Origin of the sequence: Chitinimonas prasina (assembly GCF_030160395.1) — a bacterium.
Classification (GTDB): Bacteria; Pseudomonadota; Gammaproteobacteria; order Burkholderiales; family Chitinimonadaceae; genus Chitinimonas; species Chitinimonas prasina.
In genome coordinates, this window is sequence record NZ_BSOG01000007.1 from 184,425 (window position 1) to 208,834 (window position 24,410).

The window sequence follows — 24,410 nt, forward strand, 5'->3', positions numbered from 1 at the left end:
GGTACTTTTCCGGGTGGGGTGCAGTTGGCCTTACCTTCTGGATAGGGCATGCTGCCGTGTCCCACCGCCCGATAATCTGGGCTGGTGGACACGGCAAAGTGCCGAAGAGGCGTAGCGCTGTCCTGGGTGCGCCGGGTACTGTCAGCCGCAGAGCAGCCGGATTTCTGGCTGTTTTAGTTTCACACTTCACGTTATGCAAATCTGATCATGGCAAAAAAAGACTTTTACGAGATTCTGGGTGTCAACCGGGACGCCAGCGATGAGGACATCAAGAAGTCCTATCGCAAGCTGGCGATGAAGTACCACCCAGATCGCAATCCCGACAGCAAGGATGCTGAAGACAAGTTCAAGGAGGCCAAGGAGGCTTACGAGATACTGTCCGACGGCCAGAAGCGGGCTGCCTATGACCAGTATGGCCACGCCGGGGTAGACCCGCAGGCCGGCATGGGTGGTGGTGGCTTTGGCGGCGGCGGCTTTGCCGATGCCTTTGGCGACATCTTTGGCGATATCTTCGGTGGCGGCGGCCGTGGTGGCCGATCCAATGTGTATCGCGGTTCTGACTTGCGTTACAACCTTGAAATCAGCCTCGAGGAGGCCGCGCGCGGCACCGAGACCAAGATCAAGATTCCTTCGCACGAGGAATGCGATACCTGTCATGGTTCCGGCGCCAAGCCCGGCACACAGGCCAAGACCTGCGGTACTTGCGGCGGTCATGGGCAGGTTCGGGTGCAGCAGGGTTTCTTCAGCCTGCAGCAGACCTGCCCCACCTGTCACGGCAGTGGCAAGGTCATACCCGATCCATGCCGTGCCTGTAATGGTCAGGGACGGGTCAAGACCTACAAGACCCTGAACGTGAAGATACAGGCCGGTCTGGATGAGGGCGACCGTATCCGCCTGAGCGGCGAGGGTGAGCCTGGCGTCAATGGCGGCCCACCGGGCGACCTGTATGTGGTTATTCACCTCAAGGCGCACGGCGTGTTCGAGCGTGAAGGCAACGATCTGCATTGCGAAATGCCGATCAGCTTTGCGACTGCCGCGCTGGGCGGCGAGATCGAGATACCCACGCTGGATGGTGCGGTCAAGCTCAAGATACCAGCGGAGACCCAGACTGGCGCGGTCTTCCGCCTGCGCGGCAAGGGTATCAAGGGCGTGCGTAGCGCCATTACCGGCGATTTGATGTGCCATGTGGTGGTGGAGACGCCGGTCAAGCTGACCGAACGACAGCGCGAGCTGCTGCGCGAGTTCGAGAACATCAGCCTGGAGGACGACGCCAAGCACAATCCACGAGCCAACTCCTGGATGGACAAGGTGAAGGATTTCTTCTCCAACTGATCTGCCTGCCAGCGTTCACTGCCCACAGATAGCCGCAGATTGCGGCTATCTGCTTTTCTGCGAGCCACCAAGGGCAACCACAGGCCGGCCTCGTTTGACTATTTGTTGCAGCGCGATAGAATCGCCGCCCCCGACGGGGCTAGGTCTACGCAATGGCGAAGATGCTGGTACTCGTCAGGCACCTACCTATACCTATGCAAAAAAGAGGCATAACTATGAAGAAACAATTTACCCTGATCGCACTGTCCGCCGCTCTGGCTGCGCCAGCCTTCGCCAATGGCTTCTATGTGGGGGCTGACATGGGCCGCACCAAGCTGGAAGTCTCCGACGACATGATCGGTGGCCATCGCTATGACGACAGCTGGGCGCTGTCTGGTGGCTATCAATTCAATGACCATATTGCAGCAGAGCTGAGCTATCGCAGTCTGAGCAAGTTCAATCAGCAATACGGTAACTGGGGCGTTAAGCACAAGTTGAGCGCTGTGGAAGCATCGGCAGTCGGTTCCTTCCCGCTGTCCGATAAGTTCGCGCTGTTTGGCCGCGTGGGTGTGGTGCATGTCAAAGCCAAGAACTCGATAGTGGACGGTTCGACTATCGAAGTGGAATCGGAAAGCAAGAACAGGGGCATGCTGGGTTTTGGTGTTCGTTACTCGGTCACCCAGAATGTCGGCCTGCGCAGCGAATACATCCGCTACGCCAAGATGGACGACGTGGCTATCTCGACCCTCACCTTCGGTGCAGACTACCGCTTCTGATAGGTAGTCGCTTCGGTTAGGAAAAGCACCTGCGGGTGCTTTTTTTACGCCTGTTGCATGCAGCGCACGGCGGGCTGCCGGATGTGACATTTGTCAGCTACAAGTCGTGACAGGGGACACTGGGACAGGCAAGGTGGCGGCCGAATAATGGTGACGTTGCCTACAAAGAGGAGTCACAGATGTCTGCTTTCCCCCTTGTCATCGCCAGTGTCCTGGCATTGTCTGGCACAGCCCTGGCGGCTGGACCGGTATTGATACGCGATGTGGCCGTGTTCGACGGCACCCAGCGTCTGCCAGCACGGCATGTGCTGCTGGCAGACGGCAAGATTGCCGATGCGGATTTCAGGGGGGCTACCCCAGATGGCGCCACCGAGGTGCGCTGCGACGGCTGTACCCTGCTCCCTGGTTTGGTGGACAGCCATGTGCATGCCTATGCCAACCATGAGCTGCCGCTGTTGCTGGGGGTCACCACCCAGCTGGATATGTTCATGCCGCTGGATATGGCACGCGACATCAAGGCGCGCATGGCGGCTGGCAAGCTGTTGGATCAGGCCGACCTCTATACTGCAGGCACGTTGGTGACGACGCCAGGCGGCCATGGGACTGAGTACGGCTTCACCATCCCCACGCTGAACCGGCCGGAAGATGCCGATGCGTTTATCGACGCGCGGCTGGCTGAAGGTTCGGACTTTATCAAGCTGGTCTACGACGACGGTAAGCACTATGGCGTCAACTTCACGACCTTGGACCTGGCCACCCTGACGGCGGCGATCAAGGCCACCCATCGACGCGGCAAACTGGCCGTGGTGCATGTGTCCACCCAGGCTGCCGCCAAAGATGCAGTGGCAGCAGGCGCAGACGGCCTTGTGCACCAGTTTACCGATAGCGAGGTGGACGATGCCTTTGTGCAGCTGGCCAAGCAGAAGAAGATATTCATCATTCCTACCTACGCGGTGAATGAAAGCGTTTATGGCCGTGCTGGCGGCACCGGCCTGCTGGCGCAAGCCGCCATTGCCGACATGCTGGATGCTGGCCAGCAAGGCGTCTTGAAGCAGGTGATGCGGCCAGTTGACCGCAGTGCGCGTCTCGATGCCCTGATGCGCGCCAGCCTGGGCAAGCTCAAGGCAGCCGGTGTGCCTATTCTGGCTGGTACGGATGCGGGTAACCCAGGGACCCTGCATGGCGCCAGCCTGCATCGTGAACTGGAACTGCTGACCCAGGCAGGGCTGAGCGCCAGCGAAGCCCTGGCGGCCGCGACCTCGGTGCCCGCCAAGGCCTTCGGCCTGCATGACAGCGGTCGCATTGCCAAGGGAATGAAGGCCAATCTGTTGCTGGTAAAGGGCGACCCCAGCATGGATATCCGCGCTACCCGCAATATTGTTGAAATCTGGAAGGCGGGCGTGGCTGTCAGCCCACTGCGGCAGGCGCGCCAGTTGGCACTGCAGCAGGCTGCGGCGAAGGCTGCTGCGAGGCCGCAGACGGTCTTGCCGGCGGATGGCAAGCTGGGATTGTTCAGCAGCGATGCTGGCAAACTGGTAATGGCAGCGCCCTTCGGCAGCTGGCAGCAGAACGTCGATAGCGTGATGAGTGGCAAATCGCAGGTGGTGCTTAGTGCGGGTGCCGGACCCTCGGGCCAGGTCAGCCTCAAGCTGGACGGTGAGCTGAAACCCGGCTTTGCCTATCCCTGGGCGGGCGTGGCGTTCAATCCCGGCAAGCAGCCCTTTGCGCCGACTGATCTGTCCGCCGCCAAGGGCATACGCTTCAAGGTGCGAGGCGATGGTGCGACCTATGCACTGCAGGCCTTCTGGCAAGCCGGTGGCTACCAGCCCGCTGCCGCCACCTTCAAGGCGGAGCCCGAATGGCGCGAGGTGAAACTGGAGTGGGCCAGCCTCAAGGGCTTTGATCCCAAGACCACAACCTGGCTAGGGCTGGTTGCGGCCATGCGCACTGGCCCATTCCAGTTCGAGCTGGCTGATGTAGGTTTGATTCCGAACTGAAGCTGACGGCGCCGGCTGTGGTCGGTGCCGTCTGGTCGGAGGCTCAAGGAGACGCATATGAAGATGAATCCATTGCAGTGCAGGCAAGATGGTGCGATCCAGGCAGACCAGGGGGAGGACGAAAGCTTCTACGACGGCCCCTGGTTCAACCTGATCTACCTTGTCTTTCTATTCCTGCCGCTACAGCGCATGCAGAGTGAGGGCTGGCTGGCGACGGCCCTGGCGATAGCGGCGTTCCTGCCGCTGCACTTCGGGAGCTTCTACGCCACCGGCCCGCGGCTGTGGCTCTGTAGTGCGCTGATTTTCCTCATCGGGGTGGCGCTGTTTCCCTACAACCCGTTTGCCCATACCTTGTTCATCTATGCCGGTTTCCCAGCCATCAGGGCAAGCATGCGGGAGGCGGCTGCCATGATTGTCATCACGACGGTGGCGTCGTTTGCCTACCTCAGCTGGCACGATATGGGCGGCGCCTATTATGGCGTGCTCTCAGCCATTCTGCTGGGGGTGGGGTTTGGTACCCTGGGCGCGCGCGCCGGCCGTGCTTCACGCCGGACCATCGCGCAGAAGGACGAGGAGATAGAGCGGCTGGCGCAGTTGGCGGAGCGCGAGCGTATCGCACGTGACCTGCATGATCTGCTGGGCCATACCCTTAGCCTCATCGCCATTAAGGCAGAGCTATCGCACAAGCTGGTGGCGACGGAACCGGCACGGGCCAGTAGTGAGATGCAGGAGGTGGCAGAGGTGGCCCGTTCGGCACTCTCCGAGGTGCGACAGGCCATCGTCGGCCTGCGCAGCGTGGGTTTGCTGGATGCAACACAGGCGGCGGACACCATGTTGCGTGCGGCTGGTCTCAAGACCGAGCTGGCCATTGCCAGCCTGCCCAGTCTTAGCCCTGCCAGCGAGCATGCATTGGCGCAGGCCGTGCTGGAAGCCAGTACCAATATTGTGCGCCATGCCGGTGCCAGCAAGGCTAGGATAGCGGTGTCAATCAACGCTAGCCAGCTGGTGCTGCAGGTAGAGGACGACGGCCGAGGCCAGCACGATATCGTGCCTGGTAATGGCCTGGCCGGTATGCGCGAGCGACTGGTGGCGGTGGGGGGGCAACTGGATTGGTCAATGCTGCAGCCTGGTACGTGCTTGCGTGCCAGTGTGCCGCTTGCCACGGCCAGTTGATGGTGTGAGAGACAAGTTGGGAGAGGGTGTGAGCAAGCTGCGTATCGTATTGGCTGAAGATCAGGCGCTGGTACGCGGCGCGTTGGCGGCGCTGCTGGGGCTGGAGCCCGACCTGGCGGTGATTGCTGAAGCAGGCGATGGCCGCGCTGCGCTGGCGCTGGTCGAAACGCTACGACCTGATATCTTGCTGACGGATATCGAGATGCCGCTGATGACAGGCTTGGAACTGGCGCAGCAGGTAAAAGCCCTGCAGCTGCCTACCCGGGTGGTGATTGTGACCACCTTTGGCCGGGCTGGTTATCTGCGCAGGGCCATGGCTGCTGGCGTGGGTGGCTATCTGCTGAAGGATGCGCCCAGCGAGCAACTAGCATCGGCCATACGGCGTGTGGCGAGCGGTGGCAGGGCGATAGACCCCGAACTGGCCTTGGCTGGCTGGGATGGGGATGACCCGCTGACCGACCGCGAGCGGCAGGTGCTGCGCTGGGCTGGTGAGGGTAAATCGTCGTCCGAGATTGCGGGCTTGATCCATCTGTCCGAGGGGACAGTGCGCAACTATCTGTCCGAGGCCATAGGCAAACTGGGTGCGGCCAACCGGGTAGAGGCTGCAAGATTGGCGCGGGATAAGGGGTGGCTCTGAGAGCCTGCCCTGGGCTCAAGCCATCGCTGGGTGCTGAGTGATGGGGCCGGCGACAGGGCAGCCAAGGCACGGGATGCCTGCGCAGCCTGATACCTTGGGTTCACGCCTGATGGAATCCATCACCGCCTCGCCGCTACAACGGAAGTCCACCTTGCACGGTGTGTAGATGATGCCTGCCGCCTTGTGCCGACCCGCTGGGATGATCCTGAAAAACCTGTAAAACGGTCGCTACGCTGGCGCGCTAACTGGCAAGCACCAGGCAGTCGCGACCATGCTGTTTGGCGCGCAGCAGGGCGGCATCGGCGCGGTTGATGGTGTCGGAATAGCTCTCGCCCGGCAAGTGAGCAGCCAGGCCGGCGCTGACGGTAATGGTGAGTGCCTCGGTGCCCTGGCGAATGGCCAGATTGCGTATGCCCAGGCGCACGCGCTCCACCACCACCTGGGCGGAAGCCAGATCAAGCTCTGGCAGAAGGATCAGAAATTCCTCGCCCCCCCATCGTCCACAAAGATCGTACTCGCGTACTTCGGCCTGCATGACGCGGGCAATCTCGATCAGTACCCGGTCGCCGGTGTCATGGCCATGCTGGTCGTTGACCTGCTTGAAGTGGTCGATATCCACCATAGCGACGCAGAAGTCGTGCTGCAGGCGGCCCGCGCGCTCCGTCTCGGCCTTGAGCCTTTCCATCAGCAGGCGGCGGTTGGCCAGGGAGGTCAGCACATCGTGGGTGGAAGCTTCTTCCAGCGCAATATTGAGTTCGCGCATCATCTGCTGGTAGCGGTCGGAGATGCGGGCGACTTTCTCCAGTTGCCGCAGCTGCTTATCGAAGCGTTCAGCCAGGCTCATCTCACGCTCCCGAGCGATGCTCTGGTAGGCGTCGGAGACGTGGGTGATGCGTTCTATGCGGTTGAGCAGCTCGCGATGCGCCAACCATAGCTGGCTAAGCGCATAGTGCATGGGGTGGTCGCTGTTGGCAGGGTCGGCCAGCAGGCGTTTGACCAGTTCGTCCAGATCGCGTTGATCGGGTGTCATCGGATGTGGCCGCCTTAGAATCCTACTATGGCAAAGGGGAAGGTACAGTCCTCTTTGAACTCCTCAGCCAGGTCGGCTACCCGCTCGTTACGCTTGTCGTAATGCCAGTTTACTGCGACTGGCTGGCCGGCATGGTGGGCCGCTTCCAGCAGGTCGAAGATATCCATCATGGCTTTTATGCTGCTGGTATTGAGGTAGAGCAGGTGCAGTTCCAGCGTCAAGGGGCGGCCGGCATCCTGTAGGAACCGCTCTACCCATTCGAATACTTGGTGGAACAGCTCGTAGGAGTTCTCCGGGTAGGAGTCACCCTGCATGGACAACACACCCTCGCTCCATTTGCCCTGTATGGCGGGAGTGGACTGGCTGCGGGGGATGGAAAAATCACTCATGGTCTTGGCTCTTGCTGGGTATTCAGATAACGGCGCGCAGGCTGATGAACGCCCGGTCCTGGTTCAATGGCCGCATGGATGCGAGCAGCGGCTCGCTTGCCTTGCGGGCGATGTCAATCAGTCCCAGGCCTGCGCCAGTGCTTGCGCTGCCATCACGCGGCTTGCGCAGCTGTTCCTTGTAGATGGCCTTGAGCTGGGCCTTGTCCAGTCCAGCGAGTGACTCCACCTTAGCCAGCAAGCCGGCGCCGTCGGCAGCGTCCACCATATTGCCAGCTGATACCACGTAACGGCCAGCCTCATCACGGGCTATGACCACCGTGGCGGCTGCTTCCTGCTCCTGCCAGCCTTTCTGGGCGGCGTAATGGCGGATGTTTTGCGTCATCTCGATATAGACGGAGAAGACATCCATCGCGGCGGAAGGGTGTGCGTGGTCGGCTTCCAGGTAGTTGCGCAATGCGTTGCCTATTTCTTCGATCAGGCTGCGCGAGATGGGGCCGTTGAAGCAGAGCATGATCTGCTGCCGGTTGTAAGCCTCCCGCATGCTGAAGAGATCGAATGGTTCCATCATGGCTCCAGGGTCAGGTAGCGGAATCAGTCAAAACGGAAACACAGCATGGTGATGTCGTCGCGTTGGGCGTGCTCACCTTGATAGGCTGCCAGGGTAGCAGCGAATGCTTCGCCCTGCTCCGCCAGCGGCAGGCGGGCATGGCGTGCCAGCATCTCGGCAAAACGGCTGGTACCAAAGCCAAACCCCAGCTCGCCGCCGGCCTGGTCCAGAAAGCCGTCGGTGCTCAGGTAGAAGGTGCGGCCAGGCAGCAGGGGCACATGCTCGTTACTGTAATGGCCTACCCGCTTGTCACCGATGGCACGCCGGGCGCCAGGCAGCTCGTCAACCACATCGCCATCGCTGAAATAGAGCGCAATCTTGGCGCCGGCAAAAGTCACCTGCCGCTGCTTCAGATCCACATAGGCGAGGCCGACATCCATATTGGTGGCCAGGGCCTGCCGCTCTGGCTCGTCCCGTAGCATGCTGCGGATGATCTGGTCGGCCCGGCTCAGTATGCCGGCAGGGTCATCCAGGCCTACGTCCAGTATGGCCTGGTCTAAGGCGGCGTGGCCCAGCATGGTCATCAAGGCCCCAGGTACGCCGTGGCCGGCGCAGTCGACCACACCGAACAGGCAGGCGTCGTCGGCGGCGCGGTAGACATAGAAATCACCGCCCACCACATCACGCGGGCGCCATAGCACGGCATGGCGTTCACCCAAGGCACTCACCAGCTGCCGGTTGGGCAGGATGGCGCGCTGTATCAGGCTGGCGTAGTCGATGGAGTCGTCTATCTTCTTGTGGGCGGCCACCATTTCGCGGTTGGCCCGCTCCAGTGCCTGGGTGCGCTCACGCACCCGGCTCTCCAGCTCGGTGGTATGGCTGCGTACCTTGTCGGCCATGATGCCGAAAGCACGGCTCAGTTCGCCGATCTCGTCCTGGCTGCCATGCGGTAGGGCGACGTCGTACTCGCCCGCTGCAATGGCGCGGGCGGATTGATGCAGGCGCCGCAAGGGCTTGAGCACCAGATGCTCGGCGGCGTAGCCAAAGCCCAGCAGCAGGGCCACCAGCAGCATGCCCAGGGCAATCGCGGCAGGTGCCAGCCAGCCAGCATCCAGCACTTTCGCGGTATGCAGATCGACAGCCGTGGCGACATGCCATTGCAGCTCGGGCAGATAGGCTATGGCTAGCAATTGCTGCTTGCCCCCTAGGCTGATCCAGGTGGTATGTACGCCATTAGGCATTGCCTCGGCGGCCTGCATGGTCTGGCGGACCGCGTTCTCGTCATCGGGCTTCAGCAGGCGGAACAGGGTGCTGCCGCCAGCGTTTTGCTGGGTGCCGGAATTGAAGGCGATCAGCGTCTCATCGGGATGGGCCTGGATGGCACCGTGCCTGTCCAGAATCATGGGCGTGACGCCCTTCTCACCGCTGACGATAAAGTCGCGCAGGAAATTGCTCAGGTCCAGGCCTGTACCCGCCAGGCCCAGCTTGCGGTCGCCGACGCTCACCACCACGTTGAACCAAACCCGGGTGACCTTGAGTTTATGGTCGTGGTTGATATTGATGTTGTAGGGCGCTGTGCTGCGCATGGTATTGAAGAACCAGGCGTCGTTGCTGTCGGCAGGGTCCAGGGTGTAGCGCGGCTCGGTACTGGCGGGCTTTCCGGCCTCGTTTAGAAAGTAGCGGCGACTGCTATTGCTGATCACGAAATAGGAGTGATCACGAAAATCCCGTCGGTAGCCCTCGGCCTCTCGGAAGAACAGGGCGGACTTGGCAGGATTGGTCTCGTCCTGCAGCCATTGGCGGGTGACTTCGGAATCAGCAAGGCGCATGGACAGCGCCAGTTCACGTGAGATGGGGGCGAGTATCTTCTGCTGGTTCAGCTGGGTGAAATTGCGGGCATAGGCCAGCCCGAAGTGGTTGCGGATATTGTCGACCAGCTGCCAGCCGATCAACACGGCAGGTATCAGAGCGATGAGACAGGCCAGCACGAGTGCCAGCAAGGATTTACCACGTAAGCCCAGCGCTGCCATAGTGATCCCTGTTTTACCCTATCTGGGCGTCGATCTGATTGTGCCGTGCCAAGCGGCGGCGATCAATCGTGACGTCGAGCGCTGATTGTATTATTTGGCGCGTGCGCAAAACAAAGGCGCCCCAGGGGGCGCCTAGTCAGCCAAGTCTGGGCGTATCAGACCAGATTGCCCAAGTAGCGACGCTCCCAAGGCGTGACCTCGTGCCAGAAGCTGGCCATTTCGGTTTCCTTGACTGCAATATAGCTGTCGACAAACTCGGCGCCCAGCCACTCGCGCGCCAGCTTGCTCTGGCCCATGCGCTCCAGCGCACTGTCCAGCGTGCGCGGCAGGCTGGGGCCGGTCTCACCTTCCTGGTTAAAGACCGTGCCTTCGGCTTCGGCGGTGGGCTTGAGCTGCTGTTCGATGCCATGCAGGCCGCAGGCCAGGCTGGCGGCCAGTGCCAGATAAGGGTTGGCGTCGCAGCCGGGAATGCGGTTTTCCACCCGGCGGGCGGCGGCACCAGAGCGGGGAATACGTATGCCCACGGTGCGGTTGTCGTAGCCCCAGCTCAGGTTCACTGGCGCCGCCATGTGCTTGGCAAAGCGGCGGTAGCTGTTGACGTGTGGGCAGAACAGCGGCATCAGCTCGGGTATGCCTTGCTGCTGGCCGGCGATGAACTGGTAGAACAGCTCGGTGGGCTGGCCATCTGCCGCGCTGAAGATATTGTTGCCATGGGCATCCACCACGCTTTGATGGATATGCATGGAGCTGCCGGGCTCGCCCGCCAGCGGCTTGGCCATGAATACCACCTGCAGGCCGTGCTTGAAGCCGATCTCGCGCAGCGCGTATTTGAACAGCAGGGTCTGGTCGGCCAGTTGCAGGGCATTGCCGTGCAGCAGGTTGATTTCGTACTGGGCCGGGCCTAGTTCATGCACAAAGGTATCGGCAGGGACGTCCAGCGTCTCTAGGGCGGCGTAGACCTCGTCCCAGAATGCGGCCAGATCATTCAGGCCGCCCAAGGTAAAGCCCTGGTTGCCGATCTCGGCCCGACCGCGCGGGCCGGAAAAAGGCTGGAACGGCGCCTCTGGGGTGTTGCCGGCGGCCAGCAGGTAAAACTCCAACTCGGGCGCAACCACGGGCGACCAGCCATGCTGCTGGTAGCGTGCCAACACATTCTTCAATACCGTGCGGGGGGCGATGGGGGTAGGGGTGCCATCGAGGTCGACGCAATCGTGTATGCACAGCGCACGGGGGCGGCTGGCCCAGGGCACGGGCTTGAGGGTATCGAGCACCGGCTCCAGCTTCATGTCCGGGTCGCCTTCTCCAGAATACTGGTAGTCTGCCCACTCGCCCGTTACCGTATGTATGGCCACGGCACGACACAGCCGCAGCTCGGCGCCGCTGGCAAACGCCTTGGCGGGTAGTCCCTTGCCACGCGGTACGCCGTTGATGTCGGGCACCAGGCACTCCACCTCGCGTATGCCATGCTGGTCGAGAAATTCACTGATCTTGTCGTTTGTGCTCATGGGTATTCCTTGTTTTCTTGCTAGCCGGCCAGTGTGGCCCCGGCCCAGTCTCAATATGACGCCGTGTGCTCGCCCAGGGTGGGCGGCGGGGTGTCATAGCAGATCGGTGTCTTGGAGAATTTGATCGGATTGGCCACCATCTTGACGCTGCCTGCTGGATGGGGAATCTCCACCACGGCGCCACGGGCCAGCGCCTGGGGCTCGGCCAGTGCCTCGGGTATGGTGTTGATGGGGCCGCCTGGTATGCCCAGGCTTTCCATCCCGCTGATCCAGTGGCCGCGTGGCTGTTTAGCCAGGGCGTCACTGATCAGGGGCACCAGTATCTGGCGGTTTTCCACCCGTGCCTTGTTGGTGGCAAAACGGGCGTCTTGCGCCCACTCGGCATGGCCGCACAGCTCGGCAAAGCGGCCGAACTGGCCATCGTTTCCCACGGCGACGATAACGTGGCCGTCGCTGGCGGCAAACGCCTGGTAAGGCACGATATTGGCGTGGGCATTACCGTAGCGGGGTGGCTGTACATTGCCGACCAGATAGTTGCTTGCCACATTGGCCAGCATGGCCAGCTGGCAGTCGAACAGCGCCAGGTCGATATGCTGGCCGATGCCGGTGCGGTCGCGGTGTGCCAGGGCTGCCAGGATGGCTACCGTGGCATACATGCCGGTGAACAGGTCGGTGACGGCCACGCCCACTTTCTGTGGTTCGCCTTGCGGGTCGCCGGTGATGCTCATCAGCCCACCCAGGCCCTGGATCATGAAATCGTAGCCAGCCTGGTCTGCGCGCGGCCCCTGCTGGCCGAAGCCAGTGATGGAGCAGTACACCAGGTCGGGCTTGATGGCAGCCAGGCTGTCGTAGTCCAGGCCATATTTCTTTAGGCCGCCGACCTTGAAGTTCTCCACCACCACATCGCAGTCCTTTACCAGCTCGCGCAGTCGGGCCTGGCCCTCCGGGCTGGCCATGTCGATGGCGACGGATTTCTTGCCCCGGTTGGCGCACAGGTAATAGGCCGATTCGCGGGTAGGCTGACCCGCGCTGTCCTTGAGGAAGGGTGGCCCCCAGCCGCGGGTGTCGTCTCCGCCGTCTGGTTTTTCTATCTTGATGACCTCGGCGCCCATATCGGCCAGTTGCTGGGTGGCCCAAGGGCCGGCCAGTACGCGGGAGAGATCGAGGATGCGGAGATGCTGTAGTGCAGACATGGCTGCCCTTTATATAACGAGGGCAGGCCGGACCTATCGTATAAACAGGCCCGCCTGCCCGGCGTCGCACCGGGTAGATGCGATTGCAAACTGATCCCCGGCGCACTTGCGCAGGCCGGGGAGGGAGGGGACTTAGCTGCCGAAAGCGGCGATGCCGGTCTGGGCACGGCCCAGGATCAGGGCGTGCACATCGTGGGTGCCTTCGTAGGTATTGACGGCCTCCAGGTTCATCACATGGCGGATGACATGGAACTCGTCGCTGATGCCGTTGCCGCCGTGCATGTCACGGCTGATGCGGGCGATTTCCAGCGCCTTGCCGCAGTTGTTGCGCTTGATCAGCGAGATCATCTCGGGTGCAGCGCGGCCTTCGTCCATCAGGCGGCCCACACGCAGGGCGGCTTGCAGGCCCAGGGTGATCTCGGTCTGGAAGTTGGCCAGCTTCAGCTGCATCAGCTGGGTGGCTGCCAGGGGGCGGCCAAACTGCTTGCGATCCAGGGTGTACTGGCGGGCAGCGTGCCAGCAGAACTCGGCTGCACCCATGGCGCCCCAGGCTATGCCGTAGCGGGCCTTGTTGAGGCAACCGAACGGGCCCTTGAGGCCACGCACATTGGGCAGCAGGTTGGCTTCCGGCACGAAGACCTCGTCCATCACGATTTCGCCGGTGATGGAGGCGCGCAGCGAGAACTTACCTTCTATCTTGGGGGCGGACAGGCCCTTCATGCCCTTTTCCAGCACGAAGCCACGAATTTCGCCATCGTCAGTCTTGGCCCACACCACGAACACATCGGCGATGGGCGAGTTGGTGATCCACATCTTGGCGCCAGACAGCGAGTAGCCGCCGTCAACCGAGCGGGCGCGGGTAATCATGCTGCCGGGGTCGGAGCCGTGGTTGGGTTCGGTCAGGCCGAAGCAGCCCACCCATTCGCCGGTTGCCAGCTTGGGCAGGTACTTCTGCTTCTGTTCCTCGGTGCCGTAGGCGTAGATGGGGTACATCACCAGCGAGCTTTGTACGCTCATGGCCGAACGGTAGCCGCTATCGACACGCTCGACTTCACGCGCCACCAGGCCGTAGGCCACATGGCTGACGCCGGCGCAGCCGTAACCCTCAATGGTGGAACCCAGGAAACCCAGTTCGCCCAGCTCAGTCATGATCTCGCGGTCGAAACGCTCGTGCCGGTTGGCTTCCAGTACGCGGGGCTGCAAGCGACCCTGGCAGTAATCGCGTGCTGCGTCGCGAATCATGCGCTCGTCGTCGGTCAGCTGTTCGTCCAGCAAGAGTGCGTCGTCCCATTGAAAGTGCGGCTTGGCCATGTCTGTCTCCATCTACTGCGTTGCTGGGTTTGCCCGATACGGCGGGGCGGTCTTGTCAGGCCTGCTGCAGCTCCTGAAGGCCGCCGGCCACGACGGCACCTTGGCCGTATCACGCAAAGCTTGAGTTGTTCCGCATTGCGGAACATAATTTCACCATGCGAAACAGAATACCGTTTGCCGGGCGGGGTGTAAAGTCGGGCGGCGAGCCGAAATCAGAAAGCACGGATGCAGAAAAGCCTTAAGAATCGGTGGGATGCGCTCAGTGGCAATACCCGTGGGGTGCTGCTGGTGATACTGGGCATGTTGTGCTGGGCCGTGCTCGATAGCTGCAACAAACAGTTGATGAGCCAGGGGTTGGCCCCCAAGCAGGTGTTGTTTCTGCAGGCCACCCTGGTGCTGCTGCTGTTGCTGCCCTTGGCCGTCCTGACGCGTGGGCGCGCCATGGCCACCCGCAATCCGCGCCTGCATCTGATACGCGCGCTGTTCATCGTCACCTCGGCCTGGTGTGCTGCCTGGGCAGTAGCCCATCTGCCACTGGCCGAGGCGAGCGCTTATCTGATGACAGGCTCGCTGTTCATGCTGCCGCTGGGCGTGATGCTACTGGGAGAGAGGCCACATGTGCTGCGCTGGCTGGGTGTCGGGGTCGGTTTCTGTGGCGTACTGGTGATACTGCAGCCAGGGGTTGATGCTTTCCGTCTGGCGGCCCTGGTGGCGCTGCTGGGGGCATTCATGGAATCCATGCTGGGGGTGGTGCTGAAAAAGTACTCGGCTGATGAAAAAGCTATCGCGGTGCTGACCTGGAGCCAGGTGGCCTGCTGGCTGACCTTTGGCCTGTTCACCGGCTTCAGCCTACCCACGGTGCCGTTGGATCTGTGGTGGTTGCTGCCGCTGGTTGCCCTGTCCGCCTCGGGCATCTATCTGGCGTATTTCCATGCCTACCGCGCGGGCGATGCTTCGGCCGTGGAGGCGGGCAGCTTCTCACTGCTGCTGTTCAGCCCGGCATTGGGCTATGTGTTCTTCAACGAGGTGCCCGCGCTGGTGTTCTGGCTGGGTGCAGGCCTGCTGGTTGCCGGTATTGCGCTGGTGATCATCGAACCCAAGGGTAGAGCGACGTGAACGAGGATCAGGACCGATTGTTTGTCACCGCGCTGGCGCGTGGTCTGGATGTACTGGCGGCCTACCAGGCTGGCGACCGTGCGCTGGGTAATACTGAGTTGGCGCAGCGTTGTGGTTTGCCGAAATCGACGGTTTCGCGGCTGACTTACACCCTGTGCAAGCTGGGTTACCTGAGCCAGGACGAATCAGGCAAGTATCGCCCGGCGCCAGCTGTACTGACCCTGGGTTTTGCTGCCTTGTCGGGGCTGGACCTGCGAGAACGCGCGCGCGAGCCCATGCGGCGCCTGTCGAAGGAGACTGGCTTGTCCGTGACGCTGGGCGTGCGGCAGGGAACCCGGGTGGTCTATGTCGAAACCTGTCGGGCACTGACCAGGGTGGGGATCAGGCTGGAGGTGGGTTCTACCGTGCCGCTGGCGACCACCGCCATAGGCAGGGCGCTGTACATGGCGCTGGCGCCGGCGGAGCAGCAGGAGGTGGCGTGCCTGCTGGCCGACGAGTACGGCGCTCGCTGGCCCGAGGTTGCGGCGCGGCTGCAGGTTGCGCAAACAACTTACGGCGAGACTGGCTTCTGCGCCTCTTACGGTGAGTTTGAGCCCGACATCCATGCGGTGGCTGTGCCCATCGCCGGCAGCGCACCGGCCATGGCCATCAATTGCAGCGGCCCTGCCTACCGGCTGACGCCCGCACGCTGGGCCGAGGAGATTGCGCCCCAAGTAGTCAAGCTGGCAGCGCAGCTTGCTGTCTAGGCTATACGCCATATAAGCAAAGCGTGTTGATTGACCTTGGGTAGTTGCGGGGATATGGTCACGCCACTGTTCACTGTGGAGGCCGTACCATGCTGCGTAGACTCACCGCACTCATTGCCCTGCTGGCCGTACCCTCGTTGTATGCAGCAGATTGTCCGGCTTTGCTCAAGCACGAATTCAAGACCCTGCAGGGCAAGCCGCTCGATCTGTGCAGCTTGGCGGGCAAGCCCATCCTGGTGGTGAATACCGCCAGCAAGTGTGGCTATACGCCTCAGTTCGAGAAGCTCGAGGCCATGTATAAGCAGTACAAGGCGCAGGGTTTGACGGTGGTGGGCTTTCCCTCCAACGACTTCAAGCAGGAGCTGGCGGACAACAAGCAGATCGCGGATTTCTGCAAGCTCACCTATTTCATCGAGTTTCCCATGGCGGAGGCCAGCAGCGTGACGGGTGAAACGGCCAACCCTTTCTTCAAGGCATTGGCGCAAGCCAGCGGGCAGGCGCCCAAGTGGAACTTCCAGAAGTACCTGATTGCGCCGGACGGCAAGACGGTCTACCCCTTCTCTACCCGTACCGAGCCCGATGCCGCCGAGGTGATGGCCAAGCTCAAGCCCATGTTGCAGTAGCCAGGGCGTGGGCGGATTGGCGGACAGCGCGGCAAACTGTTTACCATGGCGGCCCTGCCACCCATGCCTGCCCACGCCATGCCCGACTTTATCGAGATTTACGACGACGCCCTGAGTGCCGAGTTCTGCGCCGAGCTGATCAAGGCCTTCGAGGCCAGCCCCCATACGGTGGCAGGCCGCACCGGTGCAGGGGTGGATATCAGCAAGAAGCACAGTACCGATCTGCACCTTAACCAGCACCCTCAATACCAGCGCTTCCTCCAGCAGGTCAGCCAAGTGACCAGCCACTACGCCGCTGAGTATTTCCGCAAATATCATTTTGCCCTGATTGCCCCGGTGGCCTTGACCCTGGCCGATCCGGACACGGGGGCGCCGGTAGCGCTGACGCACGAGAACTATACCGAGCTGGCTGCCGGGCAGACCGATACGTTGATGCGCAGCCTGTACCGCCTGGGGCCGATACAGGCGCAAAAGTACCGGGCGGGCGAGGGCAACTACAACTACTGGCATTGCGAGGTCTACCCGCAACTGCCGGCCAATGAGCCGCTGCACCGCACCTTGCTGTTCATGTTCTACCTCAACGACGTGACCGAGGGCGGGCAGACCGAGTTCTACTATCAGGACAAGGCCATTGCGCCGCGCCGCGGCCGCATGGTGATTGCGCCGGCCTATTTCACCCATACCCACCGCGGCTGCACGCCAATCTCCGGTGACAAATACATACTGACCAGCTGGATATTGTTCAATCGGGCAGAACAACTTTATGGCCAGGGTTGATCGGCCCAGTTACCCGAATTGGCTATATCCATCAAGGGTATGGGATGTGTGCTTGCAGAGTTTGATCAATTTTTGTGACAAATTCACAACGCATTTCCGTCAGGCGAAAAAGCTCCTGACCAAGCTTGCGCCGACGTGACACCGACCGGCGCATAAGACCGGTATTGCTGGCTGATTGGGGTTATCCCTTATGTCAGAATTGGTAGGTATAAACCATCTTTAAAGTTTTACCTGCAAGAAAATACAGCCCCCTTTGCTTGCTTGTTGCGCTGCGCTTCGATCACCATGAACTCGCCGTCACTTGATGGCCAGCCAGTCAGGATCATTGCAGGCGCAGCGCCTTCGGTACCGTCTACCGGGCCCATGCGGATTGCCGTGCCGACCGGCTTCAATCCAAATCTCAATAGGGGAGATTCGCTGTATGGAGAAGTCCTGTTTCAAGATGTCCCGACTCAGCCGCGCTGTCAGCCTGGGTCTTGCTACCGCTGTCGTCGGTATGGCCAGCGCTTCGGCTGCTGAGAATGTCCGCGTTATCGTGGCCTACAAGTCAGGCGTGAATGCCGCACTGCAAGCCGAGACTGCCGTGCTGGCAGCACGTGGTCAGGTCAAGCTGAAGATTGCCGGCTCGCGCGCCATGGCAGTTGAAGTGCCTGTCAATGCAGTTGCCGCGCTGCGCAACAATCCCAATGTGGAATATGTCGAGGAAGACCTGGTCCGTCGCACGATGGCACTCTCCTCACCGTCGACTGGCAGCCCTTACCTGAGCGGCCAGCAGGTGCCTTACGGTATCAAGCAGGTGCAGGCCGACCTATTGCCCGGTGCGGATTCGCTGACCAGCAACCGCAAGGTCTGCATCATCGATTCCGGCTATAACCGCGACCACGAAGACCTGACTGGCAACACCGTGGCCGGCGAGTTCGACAACAATACCCGCTGGTGGTACACCGATGAGAACGGCCATGGCACGCATGTCGCCGGCACCATCGCTGCCGTCAACAACAGCGGCAAGGGTGTGGTGGGTGTGAACCCCAACAAGCGCCTGCGCCTGCATATCGTCAAGGTATTTGACGCCGATGGCTGGGCTTACTCCTCCACCCTGATTACGGCCGCCAACAAGTGCAAGACCATGGGCGCCAATGTGATCTCCATGTCGCTGGGCGGCGCTGGCCGGAGCCTCTCCGAAGAGCGTGCATTCGATAAGCTCCACGTTGGCGGCATCCTGCTGGTGGCGGCTGCTGGCAACAGCGGCAATACCGCGCTGTCCTACCCGGCCTCCTATCCCAGCGTGATGTCGGTGGCGGCGGTGGACCAGAACAAGGAGTGGGCTCCCTTCTCGCAATACAACAAGCAGGTCTCCATTGCCGGTCCGGGTGTGGATGTGCTCTCGACCGTGCCCATGGGCACCGGCAGCGAGACCGTCCTGTCGGCGGCAGGCACTGCCTACGCAGCGAACGATATCGACGGTTCGCCCAAGATCACGGCCACCGCAGCACTGGCTGACTTCGGCCTGGGCGACAAGGTCGATGCTGCAGTCGCTGGCAAGGTCTGCCTGATTGCCCGCGGCAGCGTGAGCTTTGCGGTGAAAGTGGGCAACTGCGAGACCAGCGGTGGCGTTGGCGCCATCATCTACAACAACGCACCAGGTAGCTTCAACGGTACGCTGGGTGGGGCGGTTACCACTATTCCTTCCGTATCGACCAGCGATGTGGATGGTGCGGCCTTGAAGGCACAACTGGGCCAGAACACCACCGTGGGCGTGGCGGTGACCAACTACAGCACCATGAGCGGTACTTCCATGGCAACACCGCATGTGGCGGCCGTGGGGGCTTTGGTGTGGAGCTACTTCCCCCACTGTACCGCTGCCAAGGTGCGTAGCTCGCTCGAGCGGAGTGCACTGGACCTGGGCGCACCAGGCCGCGATGACAAGTATGGCCATGGCCTAGTACAAGCCAAGGCAGCTTACGATCGCATCAACAACAAGGGCTGCGGTAACTAAACCCTAGGTGGCTATCCAGGCAACTGGGACAGGAGAAACGGGCAGCGCAGGCTGCCCGTTTTTTGCGTCCTACGCTTTCAATTCAACACCGGCGCCTATCGCCTGTCGCTACGTGAAAAACGTATGGGCATGGCGGGTTGCCTGATGGGGCCGGCTTCGGTTTCCACGGTCACGGTCCAGCCTCGGGCCTGGGCCAGTTCGCTGGCCAGGGCTTCGGGCAGGGTCAGCACGGGTTCCACGCAGGCGTCCACCGCCGCAAACACGGCCCGCCAGTGTGCAAAGTCCTGCGCCGCAATATGCTGGGCCAAAGTCTGCTTGGCGGCCACGGGTGCCTGGCGGAATTGTTCCAGCAAGGCCGGCTCTCCTAGCGCCTGGCACAAGGCTTGCAGAAAGACGGGTTCCAGGCTGCCCACGGCCAGCCAGCGGCCATCGCGGCAACGGTAGTAGTCGTAATGGCAGCCACCGTTCAGCAGCCCAGCCTCGGCCGGCGTGTCCTCTCCCGCCCCCAATTGGCCGGCAGCGGCCAGGGCGTTGAGGTGAAAGGCACAGTCGGTCATGGCGATATCGATATGCTGGCCCAGGCCGTCGCGTTCGCGCTGGTACAAGGCCGCCAGGATGCCGATCACGGCATGAAGCGAGCCGCCGGCGACGTCGGCCACCTGTATGCCCAGCGGTGGAGGGCCATCGGCTCGGCGGCCCGAGCCTGCGGCAAGGCCCGAAAGGGCAAGGTAGTTGATATCGTGGCCTGCCCGGTCCCGTAGTGGGCCAGTCTGGCCATAACCGGTAATGGAGCAGTACACCAGCCGTGGGTTTACTGCGGCCAGCGCCTCATAGCCCAGCCCCAGGCGGCTCATGACACCGGGGCGGAATTGCTCGACCAATACGTCGGCGGTGGCGACCAGCGCCAGCACCTGAGCCAGCGCGGCGGGCGATTTCAGATCCAGGCTCAGGCTCTGCTTGTGCCGATTGAGGTAGGCATGGGCCGTGGCCACACCCTGCACAAAGGGCGGTGTATGCCTGACCAGATCGGGTCGGTTGGGGGATTCGATGCGGGTGACCTGGGCGCCCAGGTCGGCCAGCATGCGGGTGGCAAAGGGGCCGGGCAGCAGCGGCGAAAAATCCAGCACGGTCAGGCCGGTGAGGGGTGTGGCCATATGGTATGTCTCCCTTGTTATTGCGGTGGAGCATAGCAAGTGCTTGGTTGATTTGCTGGTTTGCGTGCAGACAAGCTGAGGCTGGGGGCTGCCAACAACGCCAGAACGTTTTTGCGAGCAGCGATTTGGGCTACACAGGTTTTGTTGACCGTGCTTGCTACGTGGTGCTGCGGGCTGGGGCGATTTTCTCCATCCAGTCGGCCAGGGTGGCATCGCCGGCATTGCCGGTGGCGCGCAGGCCTTGCAGGGTGCCGGCAAAATCAGCCGGCGATCGGTTTTGGCTGAGCTTGAACTTGCCCTCCAGGCTATCCAGCACGATGTCTATACCCACAATGGCCTTGTGCATCTGGGCCAGGAAGTCGGCCGGTGCATCGCTGACCTGCCAGGGGGAGGGTTGGCTGGCCTCGAATCGATCGGTCAGGCGTGTCAGCAGGGCGGTGAGACGGGCGGGGTCGCGATAGGTTTGAATACGCCCGCGTGCCTGTACCACGGCAAAGTTCCAGGTAGGTACGGCTTTGCCATGCTGCTGTTTGATGGGAAGCCAGTTGGGCGAAATATAGGCGTCAGGGCCATGGAACAGCACGGTGGCCGGGAATCCATCCAGTTGCGCCAGCGGGTTGCCGCTGGCGACATGGCCCAGCAAGGTGCCGTGCTCGCCTGCTGCGGCGTCCAGCAACATGGGCAGCAGGTTGATTTCCAGGCCTGACTCCTGGTTGGCGATCACGGTGGCCAGCGGGTAGCTGGCGATCAACAACTGCAACGGTTCGGCCCGTGTTTCGCGGAAGTGCTTGGGTTGGTACATGGTGGACTTCCCTGCAGAGTTTGCATCAGGCCAGTGCTGCACTGGCATGGTGGGTGATGGGTTCGCCAAAGCGGGTCTCAAGTGGCCACACTCCGGCCCAAACCGGCAGCGACAGATCTGCTTCATCGTCTTCAGGCGGCCCTTGCCGTATCTTGGCTACGGCCTCGATGATGGGCAGGGCCAGCACCGTGGTGGCGGCCAGTTCGTTGGCGTCGGGCATGCGTACCTGGGCACGGCGGCCGGGTTCCAGCTTGTCCATGAAGGCATCCAGTGAAGCGCTACGCTCTGCTGCTGTCAGGGGTGCAAATCGACCGTAGACCATTGCGGAGCGATAGTTCATGGAGTGGTTGAATGCCGAGCGTGCCAGCACCAGGCCGTCCAGGTGGGTGATGCAGACGCAGGCAGGGATGCCGGTGGCCAGCGCACGCAACAGGCGGCTGCCATTACTGCCGTGGATATGGATGGCCTCACCCACCCGCCAGTGAGCGGTAGGAATGCAGTGCGACTGGCCATCCAGGCTGAAGGCAATGTGGCAGATCCAGGCATGGTCCACGATGGCATGCACGGTAGCTTGGTCATAGTTGGCTCGCTGGGCAACACGGCGTACGCGGGTCAGGTCGGTAGGCGTGAAGTGGCTCATGGCGTGATCCTTGTCGGCTTGTATCAGGTTCAGTGGACGGGGCGAGGGATATAGAAGGCATGGTTGGCACGTTGAAATCCCAGCCTGGGGTAGTAATCCATTGCCGTGGGTGCCGACAACAACACCAATTGGCATTCGCTACCTATCTCTGCCTGCACGGCGGCCACCAGCGCGCGCCCCAGGCCCTGGTGCTGCAGGCTGGCATCCACGGCCAGATCGGATAGATAGCAAACCCAGCCGTAGTCGCAGAAGCAGCGTGCTGCCCCTATCAGCCGCTCGCCTTCCCAGGCGGTGACCAGCAGATTGGCATGCTCCAGCATACGCGCCAGACGGGCTTGATCGTCGACGGGGCGGGCCAGGTCGGCGCGGCGATAGAGATCGGACAACTGCTCGGGGCGTACAGGCTGGTTTAGGGCAATGCGCATGGAGAGTCCTTGCTGGATTGGCGGTGTTGACGGGATAGCAGCAAAGCGTAAAGCTATATTGGTTCCTTTAAAGGTGCCGATTGAACAATGTTGAATGGAACCAATCTGCCAGCATTGCTGGACTACCTGGCGGCCAGGCTGGATCGCCAGGTGGCGGAGCCGCTCCATCGCCAGCTCTACCGTGCCTTGCGGCAGGCAATACAGCAGGGGCTGCTGGCGGGCGATACCGCTTTGCCGGCCAGCCGTGTGCTGGCCCAGTCCTTGGCGGTGGCGCGCAATACGGTGCTGCATGCCTACGAGCAGCTTTGTGCCGAAGGTTTTTGCCAAACAAGGGTGGGCGCAGGCACGTTCGTGGCAGCGCACCTGCCCGAGCCCGCGGCTTGGCCGACCCGCCAGACGGCGATCAGCGAGGCGCTGCCACTATCGCGGCGGGCTGCCGCCTGGCTGGACGTGATGGGCGAGCGGGTGGAATCGGCCTCCGCTGCATTTGCACCGGGGCAGCCCGACCTGGCGGCTTTCCCCTGGCTTGTCTGGTGGCGCTTGCTGCAAACACAGCAACGCGGGGCGCAGGCGGGCGACTTTGACTACCGCGAGGAAGGCGGCCACCCGGCGCTCAAGCAGGCCTTGGCAGGCTATCTGCAGCTATCCCGGGGCGTGGTGTGCGAACCGGCGCAGGTGCTGGTCTGTAGCGGCATGCAGCAGGCGCTGGATTTGTTGGGACGCGCCCTGGCTGACGCGGGTGACACCGTCTGGATGGAGGAGCCGGGTTACCGGGGGGCGCGCATGGCCTGGTTGGCAACCGGTCTGTCGGTTTGCCCTGTGCCGGTCGATGAGGAGGGCCTGGACTGGCAAGGACGGGCGCTGCCGGTGCCACGGCTGGTCTATGTGACGCCTTCGCACCAGTATCCACTGGGCAGTGTCATGAGCCTGGCGCGCCGGCAGGCCTTGCTGGCCGAAGCCGCACGGCAGGGGGCCTGGGTGGTGGAGGATGACTACGATGGCGAATTCCGCCATGCTGGCCGGCCGCTGGCGGCCATGCAGGGCCTGGACAGCAGCGGCAGGGTGATTTATCTGGGCACCTTCAGCAAGGTCATGTTCCCTGCCTTGCGGCTAGCCTATCTGGTGGTGCCGGCTGCGCTGGTGGCGCCGTTGCGGCAGCTGCAGGCGCGCCTGTATCGCGAGGGGGACTATACGACCCAGGCGGCCCTGGCCAGCTTTATCCAGGAGGGCCATTTTGGCAGTCATCTGCGCCGCATGCGGGGTGTCTATGCCCGGCGCCAGGCCAAACTGCGCAAGGTGCTGGAGGGCGAGCTGGGAGAGGCCTTGCCCCTGCTGGGGGGCGAGGCTGGCATGCATGTGACGGCTCGCCTGCCCGCAGGCTGGGATGATGCCAGGGTCAGTAACATCCTGGCGCAGCAAGGTATCGCTGCGCCACCTTTGTCGGCCTACTGCGCGGCTGAGCCACCGTTCCCAGGCCTGGTGCTGGGCTATGCCGGGGTGGACGATGCCAGCCTCATGCTGGCAGCCGTCAGGCTAGCCCAGGTTCTGCGTGATATGGGGATCAGATCCAGCCCAATACCCCAATAAACAAGACCAGGGCGCACAGCACCGTGGTGGCGAGACCGCCCACCACCGCCAACTGGCGCTTGCGCGAGGGCATGTCGTGCACCCAGTAGGCTACCAGGAAGAAAGGCAGATAGCCTATCAGCCAGATCAGCCAGGGCGCCTGGGTATTCCAGCCGCGCCATTCCCAGGTCAGCGCGCCGATATGGTTGAGACCGTATTCGACCAACACACATAGCACCGAACTCACCACGGCGAGCAACCAGCGGTTGTTGATGCCCAGCAGCTTGAGGGAGCGGTCGGCCGGCAGTGTACGCACGGCATACAGGCCCATGATGGCGAACATCAGGCAGATCTCGATGTTGAGCCCCACCAGGATCACGTAGGCCGAGCCACCCGGGGTGGCCCAGGCGGGGGCGTAGCCGGAGAAGTGCAGCAGCAGGCCGTTCCAGATTTCGTTGATCCAGTCCATCAGCCAGAAGGCGATCCCGCCCAGCACCACGTTCCAGCGCTTCTCGGCCGCCTGCTCGCCATAGGCGTGGATGACCAGCAGCAACAGGGGAATGACATACCACTGAAAGTGGCTGGGGTCGCGCAGCAGCGCCTGCGCTTGGGCTGCAGATGGGGCAATCATCGCAAGGCTCCGTCTTGAAGTAGGGAGGCCATGCT

The 24,410-nt window shown here is 62.1% G+C and carries 23 protein-coding genes; 11 read left to right on the top strand and 12 right to left on the bottom strand.

The window, feature by feature from the left end:
- Window positions 1-207 precede the first annotated feature (207 nt).
- The 5 genes from dnaJ (at window position 208) to QQK16_RS20245 (ending at window position 5,894) form a co-directional block, all read left to right on the top strand.
- A complete protein-coding gene (gene dnaJ / locus QQK16_RS20225; protein ID WP_284198302.1) occupies window positions 208-1,332 on the top strand; it encodes a molecular chaperone DnaJ in 1,125 nt (374 codons plus the stop codon).
- A 215-nt stretch (window positions 1,333-1,547) separates the two neighbouring features.
- On the top strand, window positions 1,548-2,087 hold the full coding sequence (locus QQK16_RS20230) for an outer membrane beta-barrel protein (RefSeq protein WP_284198303.1): 540 nt from the start codon (window positions 1,548-1,550) through the stop codon (window positions 2,085-2,087).
- Between the two features lie 179 nt (window positions 2,088-2,266).
- Window positions 2,267-4,084 (top strand): CIA30 family protein, encoded by a 1,818-nt coding sequence (locus tag QQK16_RS20235; RefSeq protein WP_284198304.1) that lies wholly within the window; start codon window positions 2,267-2,269, stop codon window positions 4,082-4,084.
- A 57-nt stretch (window positions 4,085-4,141) separates the two neighbouring features.
- Window positions 4,142-5,257 (top strand): sensor histidine kinase, encoded by a 1,116-nt coding sequence (locus tag QQK16_RS20240; RefSeq protein ID WP_284198305.1) that lies wholly within the window; start codon window positions 4,142-4,144, stop codon window positions 5,255-5,257.
- Window positions 5,258-5,285: 28 nt separating this feature from the next.
- Window positions 5,286-5,894, top strand: coding sequence for a response regulator transcription factor (locus QQK16_RS20245; RefSeq protein WP_284198306.1), 609 nt, complete (start codon window positions 5,286-5,288; stop codon window positions 5,892-5,894).
- Window positions 5,895-6,135: 241 nt separating this feature from the next.
- Here the strand turns inward: QQK16_RS20245 and siaD are convergent, their stop codons facing one another.
- From siaD to QQK16_RS20280, 7 genes are all read right to left on the bottom strand, one after another.
- Window positions 6,136-6,924: a biofilm regulation diguanylate cyclase SiaD gene (gene siaD / locus QQK16_RS20250; RefSeq protein WP_284198307.1), complete on the bottom strand. Its 789-nt coding sequence runs from the start codon at window positions 6,922-6,924 to the stop codon at window positions 6,136-6,138.
- 14 nt (window positions 6,925-6,938) lie between these two features.
- Entirely contained in the window at window positions 6,939-7,313 is a 375-nt protein-coding gene (siaC, locus tag QQK16_RS20255; RefSeq protein ID WP_284198308.1) for a biofilm regulation phosphoprotein SiaC, read from the bottom strand.
- Window positions 7,314-7,335: 22 nt separating this feature from the next.
- Window positions 7,336-7,881, bottom strand: a complete 546-nt coding sequence (gene siaB / locus QQK16_RS20260) for a biofilm regulation protein kinase SiaB (protein ID WP_284198309.1) — start codon at window positions 7,879-7,881, stop codon at window positions 7,336-7,338.
- A 23-nt stretch (window positions 7,882-7,904) separates the two neighbouring features.
- The gene (gene siaA / locus QQK16_RS20265; protein WP_284198310.1) at window positions 7,905-9,890 is read right to left on the bottom strand and encodes a biofilm regulation protein phosphatase SiaA; all 1,986 of its coding nucleotides are present in this window, start codon (window positions 9,888-9,890) and stop codon (window positions 7,905-7,907) included.
- 155 nt (window positions 9,891-10,045) lie between these two features.
- Entirely contained in the window at window positions 10,046-11,395 is a 1,350-nt protein-coding gene (locus QQK16_RS20270) for a glutamine synthetase family protein (RefSeq protein ID WP_284198311.1), read from the bottom strand.
- Window positions 11,396-11,445: 50 nt separating this feature from the next.
- Window positions 11,446-12,588, bottom strand: coding sequence for a CaiB/BaiF CoA transferase family protein (locus QQK16_RS20275; protein ID WP_284198312.1), 1,143 nt, complete (start codon window positions 12,586-12,588; stop codon window positions 11,446-11,448).
- A 132-nt stretch (window positions 12,589-12,720) separates the two neighbouring features.
- Window positions 12,721-13,899: an acyl-CoA dehydrogenase gene (locus tag QQK16_RS20280; protein ID WP_284198313.1), complete on the bottom strand. Its 1,179-nt coding sequence runs from the start codon at window positions 13,897-13,899 to the stop codon at window positions 12,721-12,723.
- Between the two features lie 225 nt (window positions 13,900-14,124).
- Here QQK16_RS20280 and QQK16_RS20285 point away from each other — a divergent pair, with 225 nt between their 5' ends.
- The 5 genes from QQK16_RS20285 to QQK16_RS20305 all read left to right on the top strand — a co-directional run bounded on the left by QQK16_RS20285 (window position 14,125) and on the right by QQK16_RS20305 (window position 19,157).
- Entirely contained in the window at window positions 14,125-15,015 is an 891-nt protein-coding gene (locus QQK16_RS20285) for a DMT family transporter (protein WP_284198314.1), read from the top strand.
- Window positions 15,012-15,761, top strand: coding sequence for an IclR family transcriptional regulator (locus tag QQK16_RS20290; protein ID WP_284198315.1), 750 nt, complete (start codon window positions 15,012-15,014; stop codon window positions 15,759-15,761). The genes QQK16_RS20285 and QQK16_RS20290 overlap by 4 nt, the downstream gene beginning before the upstream one ends.
- 89 nt (window positions 15,762-15,850) lie before the next feature.
- Entirely contained in the window at window positions 15,851-16,384 is a 534-nt protein-coding gene (locus QQK16_RS20295) for a glutathione peroxidase (protein WP_284198316.1), read from the top strand.
- Window positions 16,385-16,429: 45 nt separating this feature from the next.
- Window positions 16,430-17,161 (top strand): 2OG-Fe(II) oxygenase, encoded by a 732-nt coding sequence (locus QQK16_RS20300; protein WP_284198317.1) that lies wholly within the window; start codon window positions 16,430-16,432, stop codon window positions 17,159-17,161.
- Window positions 17,162-17,582: 421 nt separating this feature from the next.
- The gene (locus QQK16_RS20305; RefSeq protein ID WP_284198318.1) at window positions 17,583-19,157 is read left to right on the top strand and encodes a S8 family serine peptidase; all 1,575 of its coding nucleotides are present in this window, start codon (window positions 17,583-17,585) and stop codon (window positions 19,155-19,157) included.
- 95 nt (window positions 19,158-19,252) lie between these two features.
- Here the strand turns inward: QQK16_RS20305 and QQK16_RS20310 are convergent, their stop codons facing one another.
- The 4 genes from QQK16_RS20310 to QQK16_RS20325 all read right to left on the bottom strand — a co-directional run bounded on the left by QQK16_RS20310 (window position 19,253) and on the right by QQK16_RS20325 (window position 22,178).
- Entirely contained in the window at window positions 19,253-20,311 is a 1,059-nt protein-coding gene (locus tag QQK16_RS20310; protein WP_284198319.1) for a CaiB/BaiF CoA transferase family protein, read from the bottom strand.
- A 157-nt stretch (window positions 20,312-20,468) separates the two neighbouring features.
- Complete coding sequence (locus QQK16_RS20315; protein ID WP_284198320.1) at window positions 20,469-21,113, bottom strand: FMN-binding negative transcriptional regulator; 645 nt, start codon at window positions 21,111-21,113, stop codon at window positions 20,469-20,471.
- A gap of 25 nt (window positions 21,114-21,138) precedes the next feature.
- The gene (locus QQK16_RS20320) at window positions 21,139-21,753 is read right to left on the bottom strand and encodes a pyridoxamine 5'-phosphate oxidase family protein (protein ID WP_284198321.1); all 615 of its coding nucleotides are present in this window, start codon (window positions 21,751-21,753) and stop codon (window positions 21,139-21,141) included.
- A gap of 29 nt (window positions 21,754-21,782) precedes the next feature.
- Complete coding sequence (locus QQK16_RS20325; RefSeq protein WP_284198322.1) at window positions 21,783-22,178, bottom strand: GNAT family N-acetyltransferase; 396 nt, start codon at window positions 22,176-22,178, stop codon at window positions 21,783-21,785.
- Window positions 22,179-22,265: 87 nt separating this feature from the next.
- Here QQK16_RS20325 and pdxR point away from each other — a divergent pair, with 87 nt between their 5' ends.
- Window positions 22,266-23,765, top strand: coding sequence for a MocR-like pyridoxine biosynthesis transcription factor PdxR (pdxR, locus tag QQK16_RS20330; protein ID WP_284198323.1), 1,500 nt, complete (start codon window positions 22,266-22,268; stop codon window positions 23,763-23,765).
- Here pdxR and QQK16_RS20335 read toward each other — a convergent pair.
- Entirely contained in the window at window positions 23,740-24,375 is a 636-nt protein-coding gene (locus tag QQK16_RS20335; RefSeq protein ID WP_284198324.1) for a hypothetical protein, read from the bottom strand. The genes pdxR and QQK16_RS20335 overlap by 26 nt on opposite strands.
- Window positions 24,376-24,410 lie beyond the last annotated feature (35 nt).